General features: G+C 61.5%; 14 protein-coding genes. 6 read left to right on the top strand and 8 right to left on the bottom strand.

The features are described from left to right. The first annotated feature begins 4 nt into the window (after positions 1-4). Both BLU15_RS19240 and BLU15_RS19235 read left to right on the top strand, forming a co-directional pair. Positions 5-910, top strand: a complete 906-nt coding sequence (locus BLU15_RS19240) for a UTP--glucose-1-phosphate uridylyltransferase (protein ID WP_060610494.1) — start codon at positions 5-7, stop codon at positions 908-910. 73 nt (positions 911-983) lie between these two features. Continuing rightward, positions 984-3,344: a polysaccharide biosynthesis tyrosine autokinase gene (locus BLU15_RS19235; protein WP_090297199.1), complete on the top strand. Its 2,361-nt coding sequence runs from the start codon at positions 984-986 to the stop codon at positions 3,342-3,344. Between the two features lie 28 nt (positions 3,345-3,372). Here BLU15_RS19235 and BLU15_RS19230 read toward each other — a convergent pair whose 3' ends face one another. Next, the gene (locus tag BLU15_RS19230) at positions 3,373-4,827 is read right to left on the bottom strand and encodes a TrkH family potassium uptake protein (RefSeq protein WP_090297198.1); all 1,455 of its coding nucleotides are present in this window, start codon (positions 4,825-4,827) and stop codon (positions 3,373-3,375) included. 354 nt (positions 4,828-5,181) lie between these two features. Between BLU15_RS19230 and BLU15_RS19225 the strand changes: the two genes are divergently transcribed. Beyond that, positions 5,182-5,424: a hypothetical protein gene (locus BLU15_RS19225; protein WP_034798024.1), complete on the top strand. Its 243-nt coding sequence runs from the start codon at positions 5,182-5,184 to the stop codon at positions 5,422-5,424. Between the two features lie 50 nt (positions 5,425-5,474). Here the strand turns inward: BLU15_RS19225 and BLU15_RS19220 are convergent, their stop codons facing one another. The 7 genes from BLU15_RS19220 to BLU15_RS19190 all read right to left on the bottom strand — a co-directional run bounded on the left by BLU15_RS19220 (position 5,475) and on the right by BLU15_RS19190 (position 15,314). Next, the gene (locus BLU15_RS19220; protein ID WP_371589962.1) at positions 5,475-6,548 is read right to left on the bottom strand and encodes a glycoside hydrolase; all 1,074 of its coding nucleotides are present in this window, start codon (positions 6,546-6,548) and stop codon (positions 5,475-5,477) included. Between the two features lie 46 nt (positions 6,549-6,594). Further along, entirely contained in the window at positions 6,595-7,767 is a 1,173-nt protein-coding gene (locus BLU15_RS19215) for a polysaccharide pyruvyl transferase family protein (protein ID WP_060521074.1), read from the bottom strand. 142 nt (positions 7,768-7,909) lie between these two features. After that, positions 7,910-9,088, bottom strand: a complete 1,179-nt coding sequence (locus BLU15_RS19210) for a polysaccharide pyruvyl transferase family protein (RefSeq protein WP_060521073.1) — start codon at positions 9,086-9,088, stop codon at positions 7,910-7,912. Positions 9,089-9,126: 38 nt separating this feature from the next. Continuing rightward, the gene (locus BLU15_RS19205) at positions 9,127-11,808 is read right to left on the bottom strand and encodes a glycosyltransferase (protein WP_090297194.1); all 2,682 of its coding nucleotides are present in this window, start codon (positions 11,806-11,808) and stop codon (positions 9,127-9,129) included. After that, on the bottom strand, positions 11,795-13,267 hold the full coding sequence (locus BLU15_RS19200) for a DUF6212 domain-containing protein (RefSeq protein WP_162251902.1): 1,473 nt from the start codon (positions 13,265-13,267) through the stop codon (positions 11,795-11,797). Before BLU15_RS19200 ends, BLU15_RS19205 begins: the two co-directional genes overlap by 14 nt. Positions 13,268-13,441: 174 nt before the next feature. Continuing rightward, positions 13,442-14,695 carry a glycosyltransferase family 4 protein gene (locus BLU15_RS19195; RefSeq protein ID WP_090297191.1) on the bottom strand — a complete coding sequence of 418 codons (1,254 nt, stop codon included), beginning with the start codon at positions 14,693-14,695 and terminating at the stop codon, positions 13,442-13,444. A gap of 46 nt (positions 14,696-14,741) precedes the next feature. Continuing rightward, entirely contained in the window at positions 14,742-15,314 is a 573-nt protein-coding gene (locus BLU15_RS19190; RefSeq protein ID WP_060521069.1) for a MarR family transcriptional regulator, read from the bottom strand. A 232-nt stretch (positions 15,315-15,546) separates the two neighbouring features. Here BLU15_RS19190 and BLU15_RS19185 point away from each other — a divergent pair, with 232 nt between their 5' ends. The 3 genes from BLU15_RS19185 to BLU15_RS19175 all read left to right on the top strand — a co-directional run bounded on the left by BLU15_RS19185 (position 15,547) and on the right by BLU15_RS19175 (position 19,679). Beyond that, positions 15,547-17,292 carry a type I secretion system permease/ATPase gene (locus BLU15_RS19185; RefSeq protein ID WP_090297188.1) on the top strand — a complete coding sequence of 582 codons (1,746 nt, stop codon included), beginning with the start codon at positions 15,547-15,549 and terminating at the stop codon, positions 17,290-17,292. Next, a complete protein-coding gene (locus tag BLU15_RS19180) occupies positions 17,289-18,707 on the top strand; it encodes an HlyD family type I secretion periplasmic adaptor subunit (RefSeq protein WP_090297186.1) in 1,419 nt (472 codons plus the stop codon). Before BLU15_RS19185 ends, BLU15_RS19180 begins: the two co-directional genes overlap by 4 nt. A 312-nt stretch (positions 18,708-19,019) precedes the next feature. Next, on the top strand, positions 19,020-19,679 hold the full coding sequence (locus tag BLU15_RS19175; protein WP_060521066.1) for a calcium-binding protein: 660 nt from the start codon (positions 19,020-19,022) through the stop codon (positions 19,677-19,679). The last annotated feature ends 19 nt before the right edge of the window (positions 19,680-19,698 follow it).

The following is a 19,698-nucleotide window of genomic DNA, read 5'->3' as shown; positions in this document are numbered from 1 at the left end:
GACCATGGACCGTATCAGGACCGTCAGGAAAGCTGTGATCCCGGTCGCCGGCAATGGAACGCGGTTTCTTCCCGCGACGAAGGCGATACCGAAGGAGATGTTGACGATCGTCGATCGTCCGGTCGTGCAATATGCGGTCGATGAAGCCCGTGAAGCGGGCATCGAGCACATCGTTTTCGTGACCAGCCGCAACAAGCAGGCGATCGAAGACCACTTCGACGACACGCCTGAACTCATCTCGTCGCTGACCCGCTCCGGTAAGAACGCCCAGATTTCCGAACTGGAGCAGATGCTGCCGCGCGCCGGTTCCGTCAGCTTTACCCGCCAGCAGGCGCCGCTCGGCCTCGGCCATGCCGTCTGGTGCGCCCGCGATCTCATCGGCGACGAGCCCTTTGCACTGCTCCTGCCGGACATGCTCTGCCACGGCGGACGCGGCTGCATGGCCGGTCTTGTCGACCTCTACCGTCAGACCGGCGGCAACGTTGTCGGCGTCGAGCAATGCGCTCCGGAAGATACCTCGAAATATGGCATCGTCGGCAAGGGTGCGGCCGTCCCCTATGGCTTCGAAGTCACCCAAATGGTTGAAAAACCGCTTATGGGCGAGGCCCCGTCCAATTTTTATCTGAACGGTCGCTACATCCTGCAGCCGCAGATCTTCGACATACTCGCCCATCAGCCTCGCGGTGCGGGAAACGAGATCCAGTTGACCGACGGCATGCTGAAACTGTCGCAAAATCAAGCGTTTCACGCCCATCCCTATGACGGGCGCACGTTCGACTGCGGCTCCAAGGAAGGCTTCATCGCGGCCAATGTCGCCTTCGCGCTGGCGCGTTCCGATCTCGGCGACGCGGTCTATGCCTCGGTCAAGGACATGGTCCTGTCTCACGAAGGCCGCATCCGCGCCGCATAACTGGCTTCGGCGCCTCTTTTGAAAAGAAGAGGCGCCAGCCTTCGGACCAAAGGGAAACGGACAGAGCGACCCAATGAATCAAAGAAGTCTCCCCTTCAACAGTGTCGTACCGCGCAACGTGGAGGAGCCCGACGGCTTCATCGACCTCGATCGTCTGTTTTCGGTCGTCTTGCGTCGCGCCAGAATGGTCGGCCTGTTTGTGGCGCTCTTCATCGCGCTCGGTGTCGCCTACCTGGTCTTCGCAACACCACTCTACACATCGGCAACGCAGGTCCTTCTCGACGAGAACCTGTCGAAATTTGCCGAAGAACAGGCGCCGCCGCAAAACAGCGCCCTGCTCGACACCCAGATTGCCAGCGCCGTGGAAATCCTGAAATCCGGCGAACTCGCCCTGCGTGTCGTCGACAAGATGAACCTTGCCGACAACGATACCGTCCTCAATCCGCCGCGCTCGCCGTTCGACGTCGTCAAGGACGGGCTGAAGTCCGTTACGGGCATCTTCTCGAGCGGGCCGGAGATTTCCGAGGATATGGCCCGCAACGGCCGGAGGCAAAAGGCGGCGGCACTGCTCCAGCAGGGACTGGCCGTCGAACGCGTGACGCGAAGCTCCGTCGTCTCGCTTGCCTATCGTTCAAGCGATCCGCAGCTTGCCGCCGGCATCGTTCGCACCTATGCCGACGCCTATCTCAACGACCAGCTCAACGCCAATTTCGAGGCGACCGAACGGGCCTCGGTCTGGCTGCAGGAACGTCTTGCAGACCTTCGGCAGCGCACGCAGACCGCGTCTCTAGAGGTCGAAAAATACCGCAGCGAAAACGGCCTGACGCTTGCGCGCGGCGAACTCATGTCGGAACAGCAGCTCGCCGATCTCAACAGCCAGCTGATCATTGCCCAGGCCGATAGCGCAAGCGCTTCGGCGCGCTACAAGCAATTCCAGGCGATCGTCGACCAGGGACCGGAGACGGCGGTCAAGAACGCCACGATTTCCGCCAAGGAGGGTGACAACTCGGTCATCCGCGATCTACGCACGCGCTACCTTGCGGTCAGCAAGCGCGAACAGGACGTGAGCCAGAGCTTCGGCGCCGACCATCCGCAGGCCGTGTCGTTGCGCAAGGAGAAAACCGATGTCGGCCGCCAGATCTTCCAGGAACTGCAGCAGCTGACGGCAAGCTACCGCAACGAATACGAGGTGGCGCGCTCACGCGAAGCGTCGCTGCGAGAAAACATAGAAGGCACCACCGGCCGCAACGCAAATGCAAATGTCTCGCTCGTGCACCTGCGCGAACTGGAGCAGCGGGCAGCCGCGCTGAAGACGCTCTATGAGACCTATCTGAACCGCTACGAGCAGGCCTCGCAGCAGCGCTCCTTCCCGATCGCCAAGGCGCGGGTGATTTCCAGCGCCGGCGTCCCGGCCTCACCTTCGAGCCCGAAGAAGTCGATGGTGCTGGCGCTTTCGGCGGTGCTCGGCCTGATGGCGGGCGGCGCGTTTGCGGCCTTCCAGGAGTTTCGCGAGCGGACATTCCGGCTCGAAGGCGACGTGCGCGCGATCCTCGGTCATCGGTCGTTCGGCTACATTCCGTTGGTCGGCCCGCGTCACCCTGGAACGACGGATCTCGTTCGCGCCAAGCTGATGAAGAACAAGATGCCGCCGCCGGTAACGCAAGGGGCGCCGTCTTTCGAGCGCCTCAGCCGCATCGTGCTCGACGCTCCGCGCTCGTCCTTCACCGAGACCTTCCGCAACGCCAAGCTTGCCTGCGACCGTATGCTGACCGGCAACGGTTCGCGCGTCATCGGCATCGCTTCGGCGGTGCCCGATGAAGGCAAGTCGATCATTGCCGCGAATTTTGCGGCCCTCCTTGCCGCAAGCGGCAAGAAGACCCTTCTGATCGATGCCGACATCCGCAAGCCGGGTTTGAGCAAGATGATCAATCCGCCGCCGAAGGCGGGTCTGGTGGAAGCCTTGACCGGGCAGGCATCCTGGCCGGCGGGCATCAAGATCGACCAGCAGACGAAGCTTGCGATCCTGCCGGTCGGCGGTGAAGCAGTGGACGGCAACGGCCCGTATGACAGCCATGAGCTGCTTGCGTCGCCGGCCATGGCCGAGCTCATCGACAATGCACGCAAGTCCTTCGACTATGTCGTCGTCGATCTCGCGGCACTCGCCCCGGTCGTCGATGCCAAGGCCTTCGCGCCGCTTGCGGACGGCTTCCTCTATGTCGCCGAATGGGGCCGGACGCCGTCGCGCCTGGTGCGCGACCTCTTGCATTCGGAGCCGCAGATCAATGCCAAGATCCTCGGCGTGATCCTCAACAAGACCGACATGCAGGAACTGGCAAAGTACAGCGACTTTGGCGGTGCCGAGCATTATCGCCACCGCTATGAGAAGTACTACATCGAAAGCGCCGGCACGCGCCGCAAGACCGAGGCCGCCTGACAGGGCGCGCCTCGTTTCGACCCGTCGCTCAGTCCCTCCAGAAGAGCGGTGTCAGGATGACCAGGACCGTCAGGATTTCCAGACGGCCGAGCAGCATCATGAGCGACAGGAGATAGAGCGCCGGGTCGGTCAGCGTCGAGAAGTTGCCGGCCGGCCCGATGATCGGGCCGAGCCCGGCGCCAACGTTTGAAAGCGCCGTTGCGACCGCTGACACCGCCGTGACGAGATCATAGCCCATCGCCCCCATGGTGAGGCTCCCGAAAGCCCAGATGAACATGTAGGCCGTGAAGAACATGAACACGGTGCGCTGCACGTCTATGTCGACAAGTGTCTTGCCGTAGCGCACCGTGTGGACCGCATTGGGGTAGATCAGCTTGAAAAGACCGGCGCGGATAGAATTGAAGATGATGATGAAGCGGTAGGCCTTCATGCCGCCCGCCGTCGAACCGGAGCAGCCGCCCATGAAGGTGGCGGCAAAGGCAAGTGCGACGATGAACTCACCCCAGAGCATATAATCGTCGCTGGCAAAACCGGTCGTCGACAGGATCGACGAGACGGTGAAGAAGCCGTGCGCCAATGCCTCGTGCGCCGAGACCCCGTTGACGATCCGCTGGTAGAGGCTTGCGGCGAGCGCAAGTGCCGTCAGATAGGACAGAAAGACGATGATCTGCGGATCCTTCAGCGTATCGAGCCGGCCACGAACGATGAAGAGGATGAGCACCGAAAACGGCAGGCTGCTCAGCGTCATGAAAAAGGTTGCGACCCAGAGGATCGGCAGGCTGTTGAAGTAGCCGAGCGAGGCATCGTGGGTGGAGAAGCCACCGGTCGCGACCGTCGACATTGCGTGGTTGATCGCGTCGAAACGGCTCATGCCCAGATAGGAGAAGATGATTGTGCACGTCACCGTCATCACGACATAGATCAGGATGAAGGCGCGCGTGAAGGTGACGATGCGGGCGAAGGGCTTTTCGGTGGTGTCCGAGGACTCCATCTTGAAGAAGGACAGGCCGCCGACCCTGAGATAGGGCATGACGAAGAGCCCGAGCGCCACGATCCCGATACCGCCGAGCCAGTGCAGAACCGAGCGCCAGAGAAGGATACCCGGAGGCGCATGGTCGAGCCCGCTGATGACGGTTGAGCCCGTCGTGGTGATGCCGGAGACCGATTCGAAGAAGGCCTTGGCGAAATCGAGCTTCAGCGACGACAGCCAGAAGGGCACGGCGCCGACGAGAGACACGACAATCCAGAGAAGATTGACGACGAGAAAGCCCATCTTGCGGCTGAACAGCGGCGAGCCGCCCTGCGTGGCGGCAATCGCCAGAAGCGACAGACCGCCAGTCGCAAAGGCCGAACCGGCAAACACTCTCCAGTTGGGATGACCATAGAACAGATCGACTGCGGCCGGCAGCAGCATCGCGAGCGACAGATAGAACGCGGCCTTCGCGGCGATGTTGATCGCGGTCTGATAGAGGGGTGCATGCAACGGTTGATCGCCTCAGCGCTTTGTCCAGGACCGAATCGGTCCTCTGGATTTGCGGCCATTCAACCTCAAAGGCGCGCGATTCGCACCGGCTAGGGGCAGAGAACCCTCTGGAGAGCGACGGTCAGTCCCGTATTTTCGTCGATTTTGTCGCATGGGCGCGGCAATCGTGTCCAGGCGGTCCCGGCAAATGCCGCGTGAAAGGCGCCATTTCCATGCTGCACTGCGGCATTTTGCCCAATCAACTCTAACTCACGAAAAGATCACGACTTTTGGCCGCGGCAAGTCATCACCTTGACTTATTTCCACGTGTAAAGCCTGCTTCATCCATTCCACATGCAACCTTGAGCACAACCGATGACCCCCGCCCGTTTCACCCAATGCCTTCTCGTTCTTCGTTGGACGCCGATCAATCTGGCAAGCGCCCTCCATTGCAACCTGGCATGGATCGAGGCGATGGAGACCGGGGACGAAATGGTCCCGGAGGAGCTGGCGACCTGGCTGGAAACGCTGGCGCGAACCCACGAGGAACTCGGCATTCCCGTCACCTACCGCGGCAAGGGGCTTGAACCGGCGACGAGCCGCGCAACGCGGCGCTGATCGACAAGGGCGCTTCGCTCCATCCAACTCACAGCTAAAAATGCCTCGCATCATTCACCCTTGGCCGGTTCGATCGCAAGCGCGCCGGCCGGGCTTAGAGCACCGCAGCGCCATAGCCGGTAGTTCTGCTGGGTGTCCCAGTCGTAGTAGTAGGCCGCCTTCAGGCGATTTTCTTCGGAAAACCGCTCGAAGACCGTCCGCATGGCCGTCATCGCCCCTTCGCGTTCGCGATCGTCGACGGGGCAGCTGCGCGCCGTGTTGGCAATCCCCCATTCTGTCACCCAGCAGGGCCGCCCCCGGTCGGCAGGCGCGCAGAAATCGAGAAGTCTGGTGACGATCGACGTGATTGCAGCCTTATCCTTGCGCGCCGGGTAGATGTGAATGCCATAGGCATCGACGAGCGCGTCCATGCCCCGCGCCCTCAAAAGGGCAATCACCTCGCCCGGATCCAGCCGCTCCATCCCCTGCCGGTCTGCTTCCTTGGGCCCCATGTCGGAGAGCCCGGCAGAGACGATGATCGCCTTGCTGTTGGCGCTCGCTCTTACGGCGTCGCGGGTGATCTTCAGCGCCTCGACGTAGTTGTCGAGACCTTTTCCGAACGCCTGGGGATCCCTGAGTTCGCCGAGATGTCGCGGCGTCGCTTGGCCCGACTTCTCGTAGACGGCGAGGTCGCCGTTATAGCCGGCGAGGTTGATCTCGTTTCCGGGTTCTACCGCGTCCAGACGGATGCCAAGGGCATCGATGCGCTGCAGAGCTGACGCCAGGCCGACGCGGTAACGATCAAGGTCCAGATCGGACAACCGGTTGATATCCCAGATGCGCCCGAAGCCGGTGCGCGGGCGAACGCTGTCCGGATAATAGCTTTTGTTCGACAGCTGGATTTCGAGCAGGATCCGCAGACCCAGCCGGTTGGCAATCTCCAGCGCGTCGATGCTTTTGTCGACGGGGCGCGACAACGATAGCCGCACATGGGTTGCGCCGCTGTCGGCAATTTCGCGAAGGATGCGTTCCTGATCCGTGCGCTCCAGCCAGGCGAGATTGAGCCGATTGACGCCGTAGCGCGCAGCCGCAGCCTCGCCCGCGAACGCCGTTGCGCCACGCGAAAGCGCCGCCCAGGAGACCAGGGCGGCAAGGAGCAGCGCCAACGGCGCTGCCCGGGTCAGGGGCAGATTAAATGCCAACCTGTTTAAGCGCACTTTGGAAGTTCGCCTCGCATGCCGAATAGCGTTCGGTAACCGCCTGCGCATCGATCTTCGACAGGAAGTTGGCGAGATGCGCCTTCTTGTCCGTCTCACGGTTCCAAACACCCGCCTCGATATAGGGGAAGCCGATGAATTCGAGCATCTCGCGCATGCGGTCGTCGACGGCGATCATCAGCGAGGGCGTGCCCGCCTGCATGCCGATGACGCAGCCATGGAAGCGCCTGCCGATGCAGAGGTCCCGGGTCGATGACCAGGCGCGCCACTGGTTGGTGTCGAAGAACACCATCAGTTCGTTCTGCCGCTGCCATTTTTCCTGATGCTTGTATTCGGTCTTGCCGGTGATGCGGCCGCTGGAGCGGTCGTAAACCGGCGCGTTGTCATCCACGGGCAGCGTGAGGTTATAGGCGACGACTTCGTCCTGAATGACGTAGCTGGCCACGCTCTCCGGCTTCAGCAGCGCGTGGGCATCGACGATGGTGTCGGCGACGCTACCGAGATAGCCGCCGAGCGCGAGCTTCTGTGCCGAGGCAAGGTCTGCGTTGGCAAGCGACGTCAAGGAGTGGCGCATCTCGTTGGGAGCGAAGAAGAGCGAGGGGCAGCCGGTCGGCTTGACGAACTTCATGCCCTCCGCGCGCAGGAACTCGGCGGTGAAGTAGCCGCGGGTCAGGAAGAAGCTTTCCTTCTGCTTCAAGACCTCGAGGAACCGTAACGTACCGGCCGGCAGGTTTTCTTTCAGACCTTCACGCTTCTGGATGCCGATGCCCATTACCAGAACCGGCATCTTCAGCTTCTCGAACACATCCGCTTCGAGATCGGCCGAGTATCCCGGACGCAGCAGGTTCGCCGAAGCGAACACGCACATGTCGAATTCCTTGTTCAGGGCATCGTAGACGTCGTTGGCGCCGCGGCTGTTGACCAGATGCCAGAACGGCACATAGGTCACGTCATGACCGCGCAAGGCATAAGCTGCGCCCTCGCCGATCAGGTAGTTGCCGGTGTTGGCGATCTTCTTGACCTGGTCGACCAGATCCTTCTTGCTTCGGATATCGTCGAAATATGGTTTGTGATGAACCGTCGCACCGGAAACGCGCGCCACGGTACGCTGGAGGTAGGAAGGGATTCCGGTGAGCAGGATACGCATCGATACACCTGGTTTGTGGACTGGCCCACAGAGTTGAGGAAGAGGGAGGGCGGCACGAGGAAGCGGATCTGCAAACCTCACCGTGCCGCCCGAACATCATGAATTGAGCGCCTCGGATCGAACGCGTCCGAGGCATCACGGTTTAGAGGCCGATGCCGATCTCGCGCAGCACCGTACGGAAATTGCGTTCGCGATCGGAGTAGCGGTCGACCAGTTCCGACGCGTTCAGCCCGGCCAGATGGCTGGCAACGAACTCCGCCCGGTTTTCCGCCTTTTCGAGCTCCTGGACGTCGACCGACGGCAGGCCGGTAAAGCCCAGCATTTCGCGCATGCGATCGTCGACAGCCACCATCAGGCTCGGCACGCCTGCCTGCATGGCGATGATCGAGCCATGGAAACGACGGCCGAAATTGAAGTCCATGTGCGAGGCCCAGGCGCGCCACATGTTGGTATCGAAGAAGGTGCGTACATCGAAGGGCACCTTCTGGCGCTCAGCGCCCGGGAAAGCGAGCTCGCCGAGCATCTTGCCCGAGCAGGAATCGAAGACCCTGCCATCGGCATCCGGCTCGACCTTCATGTCGAAGTGCAGGAATTCGTCCTGGATGATGTATTGGGGCTTGGCGCCTTCCGGGTTGAGCGCGATCGCATCGACGATACAATCGTGATTGGCGCCGAGATAGCCCGAGAAGATGGTCTTTGCCTGACCAATCTTGACGTCGGGCAGCTTCTTCATCGAGGCGCGCATGTTGTTCGGCGCGAAATAGACCGAGGGGCAGCCGGTTGGCCGGACGTACTTGAATCCCTGGTCCTTCAGGTAGCCGGCGGTTTCGTAGCCGCGGGTCAGGAAATAGTGCTCACGGTCCTTGAGAACATCGAGCAGCCGCTTCGTCCCCTCCGGCAGGCCTGTTTCCAGGTCCTTGCGGTTCTGGTGGCCGATACCGAGCATGACGATCGGCATCTTGAGCTTGCTCAAGACATCAGCCTCGGCATCCGCAGAAAGCCCCTTGCGCAACAGATTGGCGCAGGTGAACACGCAGATGTCGAAGTTGTTGTTGAATTCGTCGAAACCGGTGCCGTTCTTGTGGGCGTTGTAAAGATGCCAGAACGGAATCTGCTTGGCGTGCGGCGCGATGGCGCGCAGAGCCCCCTCACCGATCAGATAGTTGCCGGTGTTGCTGATATTGCGAAGCTCCTGAAGAAACTCGTCCTTGGATTCGGGCTGTTTTTGCCGTTCCGAATAGGAAACCGACAGGCCATTGGCGCCGTTTGCGAGGCGCGTGTAATGACCAGGAATACCCGTCAGGAGGATTCTTGGACGCATGCGTAAGTCCCTTCTCTTTGAAAAGTCGTACGGGTCAATCAGCCTGCAGCTGCGACGCCGGTATTGGATGTCTCACGCGCCCGGATGACCTTGGCGCGCGAAAGCGAGGAATTGTTCACGGCGCCGTCGCACCAGCCGAGGAACTCCGAAAAAGAGTTCGCCCAGCCGCGACGCGCCGCTGTTCTCAGGCACCCTTCCATGATCGGAGCCAGCAGGTTGCGATCGCGGGAAACCTCGGCGATCGCCTTGACCATGTCGCGCACCACCTGGGGATCGGAGGAGGCATCGATCAGGATGCCGTCCTCGCGATCGACGATCAGTTCGTCGACGGCGCCGACCGCGGTTGCGATCGGCACGCACCCGAGCTGTTGGGCTTCGGCGATCATCAGCGGGGCACCTTCCCAGCGCGAAGGCATGATCAGAACATCGGCCCAGCCGAGCGCCTTGATCAGGTCGCGGCTGGCAAAGACCGGTGGGCGCACGTCGACGCCCAGTTCCTTGAGCCGGTCCGTCCAGGAGAACGAGGCATCCGCCAGGATCTCGCCACCGATCGCCCGCGCGTCGAACGACACGTGCGCCGCACGCAGCTCTGCAATGGTCGCGGCCAGGCGGTCGATGCCCTTCTGCTGGTCAAGACGACCCATGTAGAGCAGCCGCAGCCGGTCGTCCTTGCGCTCGATCCGCCGCACCTGCAGCACGTCTGCAAGCACCTTGGGCGGCACGGAAAAACTTGCGCCGTTCGGAACGGCAAAGATCTTTTCGAGCGGCACGCCGAAGCTGTGCAGGTAGAACTTCAGTTGTTCCGAGCAGGTGAGGAAGGCGTCGTAGCAATGCTCGTGGGCGATGGCTGCAAAGGGCTGGCCGGCTGGGCGCTTGAACGGCGTGTTGTCGACGACGTGCAGATAGCACGCCGTGCGTGTCCCTTCCGAGCGCAGCCGCGCGATCAGCGGATGCATCGCCATCACGTGGTTGTTGATGACGAGATCGAAGCCCGAGAGCTGACCTTTAAGCGCACCCCAATCGACTTCATGATGGTCGGCAATGAAATCCTGGCCGAGGAACGAGCCGGAGCCGCCCCAGGCCGGGATGCCCTGATCCCAGAAGTGAACATAGTCGAAGCTCGAATCGAACTCGTCGATCACGTCCATCCGGCTGGTGCCGAGCACGAACAGATGCGTCTCGTAGCCCGCAGCCCTAAGTTCACGCGAGGCGGCGTAGATGACCTTCTCGGCGCCACCAAACGACGCGTTCGGCACGAGAAGTGCTGCAGTCTTCTTACCGGCTTCGCTGTGCCCGAGCGGCAGCACCGGCGAGCCGCCGATCTCTGTTCGCAAGGCCTTGTGCAGGTCGGAATAGGGCATGAGCCGCGCGGGGCGCCAGGTCCAGCGGCGGCCGGCCGTGCGGCGAAGCGGACTGGTGGCGATCGCGTTGACGCAGTTGATCATCACCTGTTGCGGCGTGATCAGCGTGCGGCGCGGCAGAGCGCGCGGGAACGGGAAGCGCACATTGAGAACCGCCGAGGTCGGCCACACCTGCTGCGTGCCGATAGAGGCAAACCAGTCGAGCGCATTGTTGCGGATGACGTCGCGCAAGAGCGCCGTCGAAATGAAGATGAGATCCGGTTGGCCAAGATGCTGGGCGCCGGCGTCGAGGAAGGTCGGCTCGATCTTGCGCTGCGTCGCGTCGTTGCCGAGATGCACGAAAACGACGTTGGCTTTCTCACTCAGGCGCTCCAGGTGGCAAAGCACGTTGGGCAGCATGCGCGAGCGCAAAAGCAGATCGATCGTCGCACCGCTGCCGGCCATCACGAAGGGCGGGAAGTGCACGTTGTCGGGCTCGCCGGTGCTTGCCCAGAAGGCCGGGATGATGTCGTCGAGGCGCAGCCGCTTCGGTTGCTTCGTCGGATCGGTGAAGAACGAGATCGCCGCGTCTTCGGTGCGCGCGAAGAGATAACGCGGGCACTCCTCATGCTCGAAATCGACGAGCATCGGCCGCTGGAACAGAGCCTTGTGGCGCTTTCTGAGGAAGCTCACGGATGTCGCGCGGTCGCGGTTGGCTTCCTTGAAACGGCTTTCGGCGCGCAGGCGGTATTCGAACGTCGTGTCGTGGCAGGGCGTTCCGACGAAACCATGCTCGACGCAGGAAAGCCAGAACTCCCAATCCTCAAAACCGTTCTGCCGGTCGTCGTTGAACCGAACGCCTTCCTGGAAGACCTCGATCGAAATCATCGAGCCGGTGTCGCAGATGTTGTCCGTGATGCAGTGGACGAGCCGCGAATACTGGTTGCCGTAATGCGCTCGCCAGCTCACCGAGAAGGTGTCAATGTTGGTATAGACCCAGCCGGCGCCGCTTTCGTGCAGGCGCCGATAGAGGGTCTCGATCGTTCCCGGCAGGACTCGGTTGTCGGCGTCAAGAAAATAGACGGCCTTCGCCTCGGACAGATTTTCGAGCACGTAGTTGATGGCGCGGTTGCGCGCGCCGCCGGGGCCGGCGTTACGCCCGAAGACCACATGGATATCGGGGTGGGCCGCGGTATAGAGCAACAGCTGATCGAAGGTTTCCTGCCGCGGGTCGCCGTCGACCGAAACGACGAGGGCAATACGGCAGCCCTCGAGATCCGATGCAAGCGCGGATTCGAGCGCTTCGAGCGCCAGCGCCGCGTGGCCATAGAGCGGCATGGCGATCGCGATGAGGTCCCTTGGATCGCTATTGCTGTGCATGAGACGCACCACCCGACTGCTTGACCATCCGGAAACCCGACACCTTGAGCCAGGAGAAATCGACCGAGTCGGTTACGGCGCGGCTGAGGATCATCAGATCCATGGGCTGGCGCACCGGCTCGTCGAGCTGGAAGTTGATGTTGATCGGCTGCTCATTGGTGACCTCGCGCCAGCCGCTGAAGAAGGCGGACGGCTTGACCACCCCCTTGCGAGCCAGTTCCGCCACTTCGGAGCGCGCGTTCGAGCCCGCTGGAGCGAGCAGGAAGCTGACGGCCGCCGGGGCGCCCTTGGGATGATCGACCACTGCGCTTGCGGAGAAGGATATGGTGCCGGGCTCGACAGCGCGACCGACGGCGCCGGCCGATACGCCATTTGCGAGCGGATGGCAGACGACGGCGTGTTCGTGTTCGAGAAAGCGTACCGTCTGGAATTCCGGGACGACCGGCGTCACCGATACGTCGACGATCTGGCTGAGCAGATCGACCGACAGACGATAGTCCTCGATGAAGTGGCCGTCGAGCAGCGCGGTCGGCGCGATCATGTTCGGCATACGCGTCGGCTTGACGCCGGGCAGGCCAGTATAGACGCGGAACGCTAGTGGACGCAGATCAAGGTCGGCGTGGCGGGTCTCGGACCGAGCCGTGTAGTGTTCACTGGCGATGGGATAGCCGAGCGAAAGCCCGATCGTTTCACTACCGGTCGTCGAAACGCGCAGCCGCAGGGTCTTCGCGCCACCCCCGCAGGTGCGCGGCAGGGCAAAGAAGTTCCAGCCTGGAACGAGCTGCGAGAATGGAACGGCCCACTCGGCAACCCCCTCGCCGCTCTCGACATAACTCAAGACGACGACCAGTTCGCCGCCATCCCGCGGGACCGAATTGAAGTGAAGCGCGATGCCGGCGACGCCATGGCTGGAGACCGGCAGGAGCTGTTCGACAAAGGCATTGGCAATCAGATGGCCGATGCCCTCGTCCTTGGGATCGACATAGGGGTCGTGCGCAAAGACTTCGGCGACCGGCTCCCAGTTGCGTGCCTGGAACGCATCTTCGAGTGCGCGATAGTTTTCAAGCAGCGTTTCGCGCTCGCGGCGAAGCAGCGCAAGCTCGGATGTGATCGCCGACGAAAACCGGGCAAGCCGCCCGACACCACCGTCGACCAGCGCCTGAATGAGCCCCGCACTTTCGCTGACGGCCTCGGCGCTCAAGCGCTTGATCGGGATATCCGGGACGGTGCCAAGCGCCCGCAGCGAGACGATGCCGTCGGCCAGATCCGCCTCGCCCTCCCTTGAAAAGGCGAGCCCGATCAATGGAAACACGTTTTCCAAGGTCGCATCAGGCCGATCGCCTGCCGGAAGAAAATGAACCAGGTGCTCGATGCCACTGCCCTGGACACTCGCCCTATCGTGATCCGAGGCCAACACCAGCTTTCTCTTCGCCTGCGAATACCTCACGCCAGAAGACACCAACCCTTGCACGCGCCACCCTCAATACAACCGAATTCTCTCTGTAGTTGAATCCGCCGATCCGAAATAAACCGGCGAATTCAACGACCTAGAGAAAGCATATCAAGGTTATTTGCACTGCACAATAAGTTATATTTGCGTTTTTCGTGAAATAATACTTCGGGTTTTGAAGTATTATGCAGATGAGACCCGTAATATTTGAGTGGATGCAGGATTTCCCATCGCCTTATCCAGCAATGCCATCTGTCGTGCAATGCAATCGCCCAGACGGAACCTTTGCTCGACGGTGCGGCGGGCGGCTGCACGCAACTCGGAATACTTCTCCGGTTGCTGCAAGGCGCCGGAGATCGCCTCCGCGAGCGCATCCGTATCGAAGAACGGCACGAGGAGGCCGTTCCGGCCGGAGCTCAACACCTCCTGCATCGGCGCCGTATCCGACCCGATGACGAGCGCGCCGCAGGCCATGGCCTCCAGGACCGACCAGGAAAGCACGAAAGGATAGGTCAGATAGATATGGGCGGCCGAAATCTGGAACAACTGCCTCAGGACGCCATGCGGCACCACGCCTGGAAACAGGAACCGGTCAGCCGGGATATCCAGGGACTGAAGCAGGTAGTCTTTCCAGGAACCGCCACCAGGTGGCGGCGCGCCGTAACTGACGCCGTCGCCGCCGACGAAAACGAAAAGCGCATCAGGATGGCGCTTCGCGACCTTTGCGGCCGCCTCCAACGCCTGCGGGAAGCCGCGATAGGGCTCGAGATCGCGGGCGACGAAAGTAACGATCGGCGGATCACCCGCCTTTAGCACCCGTCCGTCCGGAAGCTTCAATGATGCCGACGGATCGGGACGGAAGACGCGAGTGTCGACGCCCTCGTGGCAGACGCCGATACGGGCGCGATGCTCCGCCGGATAAAGGCTCCGTTGCCATTGGGTCGGGCTGAAGCCGCCATCGATCGCATCAAGCGTCAGGAGTTGCGCCATGTTGCGCAGCCGCAGCCGCTTGCGCGTATCCTGGTCGGGCTTGTCGTCGGGGGCAAAGCCGATATCGGCCCCTTCGGCTCGGTAGAAAAACTCGCAATAGCCGAGTGCCGGGACATTCGGCAGCACATCCTTGACGAAGGTCATGCCGCCCCAGCCGATGTGCCCGACGATAACGTCGGGCACCTGCCCCTGGCGGGCCATGGCATCGAAGGTTTCCGCGACCCGGTGACCGATCCGGACATGATGGTCAGGCACACCGAGGTGCCTTGCCATCTGCGAATTGGCCTGCGGGCCGGGTTCTGCTCTGTGGCGAATGACGCGCGTTGCCGGAATCCGCTGATCCACGGTTTCCGTCACGAGTGTCACTTCATTTCCCGTCTGCGCCAAATGAGACGCGAGAGCGGCGAACTGGCAGAAGCCGCGCCGGTGTACAAATGCTACGTGCATATTCCCTGCCTATAGCCGTTGAAAGGACAGCCTGTGCGCGGGCATCTCAGATGCCGTAGCGCGTTGCATTCCCCCAAACCAGCTCGAGCCGGTGCAGCGTTTGAAATGCGGTTTCGAGATTGCGCCGGTCCTGCTCGCCGTGGCTGAGGACACGTTCATAGGCGCCAGCCGCCTTGCGCAGGGCATCGCAGAGTTGCTTGCCCTTCTCCGAAAGCTTGATGCGGGCCGAGCGCCGGTCGCGCTGGGAGGCGGCCCTGTCGATGTACTCTCCGTCGCCCAACTGCTTCAGGTAGTAGGAAACGTTGGAGCCGACATAGTGGCCACGGTCCAAAAGCTCCGCCACCGACACTTCCGCATCGCCGATCGCCAGAAGGACCATCGCCTGGGCCGGGCCGATATCGTCGACACCGAGCTTCGTCAGCTCGGCACGCAACAGGCCGGTAAAGCGCCGGCTGGCCCGTTCCATCATCCGTGCCAACTCGAAGTATGTGACCACGGACGCTTCGCTCTCCTGGTCAATATTGTCATGTTCAGGGGCACTTCCAACTGCGTCATCCCCGGGGCGGATGGCAACAGCGCCGCCAAAATCTGCGAACGGATAGAGAATCCTTTGATTCATCCCTCTCTCCAACTGAGCATTACTACAATATTCAAAAATTACTTCAAATTTTGAAGCAATTTTTCGCCCCCTTTACTCCCCCCGAATACGACTATCTTGAGCATTCCACCATTATTGTGTCACACTTATCACGGCAACACTGTGATTTAAGTGATAACAAACAAAATAGCTTCCTCAAGACCCCAACGAACTTATCCAGAAAATCGCCACGCGTGACAGCAAACGAGGCAATATGATTAGCAAGAACCAAATTGGGCCAAAGAAGGCGCAAAATGGAGCAAACGATCCGCGGCTGCTTATTTTGAAGGCACGCCGCGTGTTCGTTTTGGCACTTATTTATGCAGCCCTGCTGAGTGCTTGCATCGGCATATTGCAGCTCTCGACACCACTCTACATGATGCAAGTTCATGACCGCGTTTTGAACAGCCAGAGCATGGACACGCTGACCATGCTGACGATTCTCGTCATCGGCGCGCTCGTGATCTACGGCGTGCTCGAATACATCAGGGCTTTGACGTTTCAGGCGATGGGTAGTGCGGTCGTGCGCTGGCTGAACCTGCCGGTGCTGACCGCCGCCGTTCAGGCGGCCGCCGATCAAGGGCTGACCCGGGCGACCCAGTCGCTGCGGGACCTTGCGGAATTGCGCAGCTTCCTCACGACGTCTGCCGTCAGCGCTCCGCTCGATGCCGCCTGGTCGCCGATCTTTCTCGGGGTGCTCTTTGCGCTGCACCCGATGTTCGGCCTTCTTGGCGCCATTTCCATTGCCCTGCTTGTATGCTGTGGATTGCTGACTGATTTGCTGACTCGCCGGCTGATGAAAGAGGCCAATCAAGCCAATATCGAGGCCGTTTCGAAAATTGGTTCAAGCTTGCGCCATGCCGAGGCGATCGAAGCGATGGGCATGCTGCCAGCACTCGCCCTTCGCTGGCGCACCGCACAGCTGCACGCGCTCGACGCTTTGGAAATAAGCGGAAGCCGCAGCAAGGCGATGGCTTCGATCACCCGTTCGCTGCGTTTCATGATCCAGGCGGCCGCACTGGCAACAGGCTCTATCCTCGTGATGAAACAGGAGATTTCCCCCGGCGCGATGATGGCGACGACCATCCTCGTCGGACGCCTGCTCGCCCCGTTTGATTCGATGATCGAGAACTGGCGTCAGTGGGTGCTCGCCATCGCAAGCTGGCGCCGAATAGAGACTGCGCTGAACCAGGATCTGGCCGTACGCCAGACCATGCCGCAGCCGCGCACGCAGGGCGATCTTGTTGTGGATAAGCTCGTTTACGCGGCGCCCGGCCTCGATGTGCCGATCATCAAGGGCGTTTCCTTCTCGCTCTCGCCCGGCGAAGTTCTCGGCATCGTCGGCCCCTCGGCGGCGGGCAAATCGACACTGGCCCGGCTCCTCGTCGGAATTCAGAAGCCGACCACCGGCGGCGTCTTCCTCGACGGCAACAATGTCTATCTGTGGGAACGCGCTTCCTTTGGCCAGATGACCGGCTACCTGCCGCAGTCCGTTTCGCTGCTCGAAGGAACAATCCGCGACAACATCTCGCGCATGGAGGAAGGCGAACCCCAAAAAGTGCTCGAAGCGGCTCGGCTTGCTGACGTGCACGACATGATCGGCCGCCTGCCGCTCGGCTACGACACCCCGGTCGGCGATGGACACCTGACGCTTTCGGGCGGCCAGCGCCAGCGCATCGCTCTTGCCCGCTGCCTTTACGACCATCCTCGCCTGATCGTTCTCGACGAGCCGAACGCCAATCTCGACGCGATCGGCGAGCGCGCATTGATCCGCGCGATCGAGCGGGCGCGCAACGACGGTGCGATCGTCATCATGATCGCCCACCGGCCGACGATCATGCAGGCCGCCGACAAGCTGCTCGTTCTTGAAAACGGGCGCATCACCCAGTTTGGCCCGCGCACCGACGTGGTCGCATCCATGACACCCGGCGAGCCGAGACGGGAAGGCGTATCCGCATGACGAACAAACAGAACCTGCCGGCCTCTCGCGAGGCGCGAACACTCGTGGCCAAGGACGACCGCGCGAACCTGTCCGCGATCCCCGACCGGCCCCACCCGCTGCACGGGCTGGATGCGGACGCCGAAGGAAGCGCCACCGCGCCGCTGCGCGGCGTGGTCCTTGCGGGCCTGACGACGATCCTCGTCGCCTTCGGCGGCTTCTTCGGCTGGGCGTTTTCGACGGAACTCAGCAGCGCGTCGGTCGCAAGCGGCACGATCGTGGTCGATTCGAAGCGCAAGACCGTCAGCCACTTCGAAGGCGGCATCCTCGACCGCCTCCTCGTCCAGGAAGGCGATCGCGTCACGCTCGGCCAGCCGCTGGTCAAGCTTGCCGACACCCGCGCCCGATCCGACCTTGAGGCACTGCAAAGCCGGCGCCTTGGTCTGATCGCAAAGCTTGCCCGCCTCAGGGCGGAGCAGACGGAGGCCGCGCAGATAGACTTCCCCGACGAGCTGATGGGCACCGCGGAAACCGCTGCCGACGACGCGGTGAAGGCGGAGACAAACTTCTTCGACCGCCGGCGCGAAGCAAAGGCCGGCCGGCTAGAGGTTCAGGGCAAGACCATCGAAGAGTACTCGGAAAGGGCCAAATCGCTTGCCGAGCAGATCAGAGCGACCGACCGCCAGATCGAACTGATCACCGAGCAGCGCACCGCGATCGCGACGCTGGTTGCAAAGGAATTTGCCCAGCGCTCCAAGCTGATCGAGATCGATGCCAAGCTCAGCGAACTTGCCGCTTCGCGCGGTGAGCTTGCCGGCAACAAGGCCCAGGCCGAAAAGGCGGAAGCCGGAGCGGAACTCGGGCTGACCGGTATCGAGAACGAATTCCAGTCGGAGATCGCCGGCGAAATCACGACGGCCCGCCTCGAACTTGCAGATGTGGGACAGCGGCTCGTCTCGGCCAAGGACGTCTTGAGCCGCCTCGAAATCCGCTCGCCGCAGACCGGCATCGTCACCAACATTCAGTTGCGCACACCCGGCAGCGCGGTCTCTGCCGGCCAGCCCTTGCTCGACATCGTCCCCGAGGACGAGCCGCTTCTCGTCGAGATGCATGTCGGCACCCGAGACATCGATAGCATCGGCATCGGCTCAAAGACGCAGATCCGGCTGACCGCCTACAATCAGCGCTCGCACTTGCCGCTCGACGGCGAAATCAGCTACGTCGCCGCCGACCAATCGGTCGATGACAAGTCGAACGTCTCCTACTACGTGGCGCGCGCCCGCATTGCGCCGGCGTCGCTCACCGCCAACCCGGACATCCGCCTCTATCCCGGCATGCCTGCGGAAGTGCTGATCGTGCACAAGCCGCGCTCGGCGATCGATTACATGGTCTCGCCGATTGCAGAGAGCCTCAATCGAGCCTTCCGCGAAGACTGATCCATGGAGCTCCAACACCACCTGCGCCGGCGAAATTCAATTTCGCCGGCAATTTGTTTCTAATTTTGAATTTATTTCTAAGTAATAACAAAACTATCGCCCCTTAGATCTCAGGGATAATCATCAAACTGATACAGGATATACATCGTAGGTAGCAGATAATAATACAGTACAGCTGTTTTTATTTCTTTTTTGCTGTTGCCATATGTTTTTTTGCAGTGCAATGTCGCCGCGCTCGCCACCGGTTTGAGACCGGGGATGAGCGCAAGCAACAACCAAGATGACGTAAGCAACAACTAAGAGGAGTAGCATATGGCCACGTTGGAAGGCGGCGCGTATGATGACGCCCTTTTTGGCTCACGCTTCGACGACTTCATCCATGCCCGTGCTGGCGATGACTTCGTGAACGGAGGCAATGGCGACGACACCATTTTCGGCGACGAAGGTGATGACATGCTGTTCGGCGGTAACGGCAGCGATACCCTGTTCGGCGGCTGGGGCGACGATGTTCTCCATGGCGACAACGGGAACGATGTCCTGTTCGGCGGCCAGGGCAACGACCTGCTCTACGGCGACAACGGCAACGACATTCTCATTGGCGGCGACGGTAGCGACCTGCTGATGGGCGGCCGCGGCAGCGACATTCTGTTCGGTGGTGCCGGCAACGACATCATCAACGGCGGCCACGGCGACGACGTCATGACCGGCGGTGAAGGCAGCGACGTGTTCGTGTTCGACGGCGGTGGCGGCAACGACGTCATCCTCGACTTCACGCCCGGCGAAGACCTTCTGCAGATTTCGAAGGACATCAACGGCCTCGACATTTCGTCGCCTGAAGATCTGGCATCGCGCGTCACCCAGGTTGGTGGCAACGTGGTCATCGACTTCGGCCATGGCGATACGCTGACGCTCGTCAATGCGGACGCCGACGACATCCAGGCGAACCCGAACCACTACTTCACGATCCATTGAGATTGACTGGCGCGCCCCA

Source organism: Ensifer sp. YR511, from assembly GCF_900103045.1.
GTDB classification, from domain to species: domain Bacteria; phylum Pseudomonadota; class Alphaproteobacteria; order Rhizobiales; family Rhizobiaceae; genus Ensifer; species Ensifer adhaerens.
Note: the sequence above shows the minus strand (reverse complement) of the source record. Positions and strands in the feature narration are given on the sequence as shown.